The 2,495-nt window shown below is 51.5% G+C and carries 2 protein-coding genes; both read left to right on the top strand.

Going from position 1 to position 2,495, the window contains the following annotated elements; genetic code table 11:
• Window positions 1-1,200 precede the first annotated feature (1,200 nt).
• Window positions 1,201-1,428 (top strand): YgdI/YgdR family lipoprotein, encoded by a 228-nt coding sequence (locus ACQG0T_RS24040; protein ID WP_021243043.1) that lies wholly within the window; start codon window positions 1,201-1,203, stop codon window positions 1,426-1,428.
• A 365-nt stretch (window positions 1,429-1,793) separates the two neighbouring features.
• A complete protein-coding gene (locus tag ACQG0T_RS24045) occupies window positions 1,794-1,979 on the top strand; it encodes a Rop family plasmid primer RNA-binding protein (protein ID WP_013772937.1) in 186 nt (61 codons plus the stop codon).
• Window positions 1,980-2,495: the final 516 nt, after the last annotated feature.

Below are 2,495 nucleotides of genomic sequence, written 5' to 3' on the forward strand. Positions count from 1 at the left end.
CTACTGTTAACGGCAACGCAGAAGAAAGGTTTACAGGGTAGCGGGCAGGGATGAAAAAAAAAAAATTGCAGTCAGGCCGGAACGGCTGCTGAACCGGTACAGGCGGGTTCCGGGCGCAGCGCCGGACCAGTCACGGAGCACTAGCGGAGTGTATACTGGCTTAAGATGTAGCATGGCAGTAACACATAGCATTAATGCCACATAAGACAGGCGCAGAAAGTGAAAGAAAACGCGTCAGGAGAAAATGTGATACAGAATATATTCCGCTTCCTCGCTCACTGACTCGCTCCGCTCGGTCGTTCGGCTGCGGCGAGCGGGACGGGCTTACGGATGGATCAGAAATTTCCTGGGGGATGCCAGGAAGATACTTAACGAAGAAAGCATAAGGCCGCGCCAAAGCCGTTTTTCCATAGGCTCCGCCCCCCTGACAAGCATCACAGAATCTGACGCTCAAATCAGTGGTGGCGAAACCCGATGCGGCTTAAAGATACCAGGCGTTTCCCCCTGGTGGCTCCCTCGTGCTCCCCCGCATTCCTGCCTTTCGGTTTACCGGTGTCACTCCGCTGTTATGGCCGCGGTTTCTCATTCCACGCCTGACACTCAGTTCCGGGAAGGCAGTTCGCTCCAGGATGGACTGTATGCACGAACCCCCCGTTCAGTCCGACCGCTGCGCCTTATCCGGTAACTATCAACTTGAGTCCAACCCGGAAAGACACGACTAATCGCCATTGGCAACGGCCATTGGCAAACAGGATGTGCGAGAGATGTCTCAAGAGTTCTTGAAGTGGCGGCCTTAGTGAGGCTACACTGAAAGGACAAATTTGGTGACATGTCTCGCACAAGACTGTTACCACGGTTAGGGGATCTGCCAGGATTACCTAACCTTCGAAAAACCACCTGCCAGGGTGGTTTTTTCGTTTACAGGGCAAGAGATTACGCGCGGAAAAAAAGGATCTCAAGAAGATCCTTTATAAATTAGACATCCAACCTCACAAAGAGGAATACTTAAATCATCTTGGTATATGTATCGGCCGGATTACATCTCATATAAGCCTCCTCCCCGCCTGACACCACACTTTGACCATAGCACCTCGCGCCTAACTCGATATACAGCCCACCATCAAGCCTCTTTTCACATAAAAAATGACCTATAGTTAGATGGTTAGTGACCAAAACTGATATGGATAAAAGGAGCTGGCTTTGAAAAAGATTTTTGTTTCAGTGTTCGCAGCGGCAGTTGCGCTTTCAGCCCTCACCGGCTGCACGCGCACAAGCTATGCCATACACACCAATGACGGTCGCACTATTGTCAGCGACGGCAAACCTAAAGAATCAGACTCAGGCCTGCTTGGCTATACAGACGCGAATGGTGTCAAACAGCAGATCAATAAAACCGACGTTAAAGAAGTCTCCGAAATTCCGCACTGAGCATCTTCTCCGAAAAAGGCCGCTAATGTGGCCTTTTTCTTTACCTGTGGTTCTCCGCCAAAATCCCAGCAAATTGCATCACCAAAGCTAAAAGCTTTCAGGGTTGTCTAAAAAGCACAAGACATAAGAGGAAGTGCGGTATTTTATAATCAAGCCCCCAAGAATTTACCATAACATCCGTTGCCCGCACCGCCTGAGACGCGTTCAGCGCGTTCCTGACGAAACCATGACAAAAACCACAACAAACCACCCCGGAACCCGTCAGAAACGCGCCTGTTAAATTTTAACGGCATGCATGACTATGCACCAGAATGACGCCATGCTCTTTTCACGCAAAAATCATCACCAGACGGGGAAAATCACCAGTGACCAGACAGGAATCCGCCGCCCTCAATATGGCCAAATTTATCCGCGCACAGACACTTCTCCTCCTTGAGCGGCTCGAGCAGATGGATCTGGATGAGGCTGCCGGCTGCTGTGAGCACCTGCACGATCAGGCCGAAGCGCTTTACGCCATGCTGAACGCACAGATAGGCGAGGAAAATGCGTGAAAATCGGTGAACGGGTGCGCAATTCAGTGCGCGGCCGTGAGGCGATGGCGGGGTGTCGGGGCGCAGCCCTGACCAGGGTATTTGTGATGCCGGCGCGTGCGCGGTATTACAAATGCACATCCTGTCCCGGAACGGACACCGGGAAACAGCAAAAAAAACCGGGCGGCACGCCCGGAACTCAATCAAGTTAGATTAGATTACTCTCACTCGTCCATAACAGCATCATGGAACGACGACCACCGTCCGTGACGGCCGCCTCGTTTAAGTATGGACAGAAATACAGAAAATGCTCAGGACGAAATGTAATGAATGCGAACGGATTCAAGAAATTCGAGCATGACAGTCCTTACGGCCGGTTCGGTTTCAGACAAAATCTGCCGGTATGCATCCAGCATCATGGCTCCGGCATCCCCTCCGGCACGCCGTAGCCAGACCGAAACAACGGACACAAGCAGGTGTCGCTCATCATCACTAAGAGTCATCAGGGCTCCGGAAGAAAAACCAAACATGGCTTAC

This window comes from Enterobacter cloacae complex sp. 302F9 (genome assembly GCF_050030335.1).
GTDB classification, from domain to species: Bacteria; Pseudomonadota; Gammaproteobacteria; order Enterobacterales; family Enterobacteriaceae; genus Enterobacter; species Enterobacter hormaechei_C.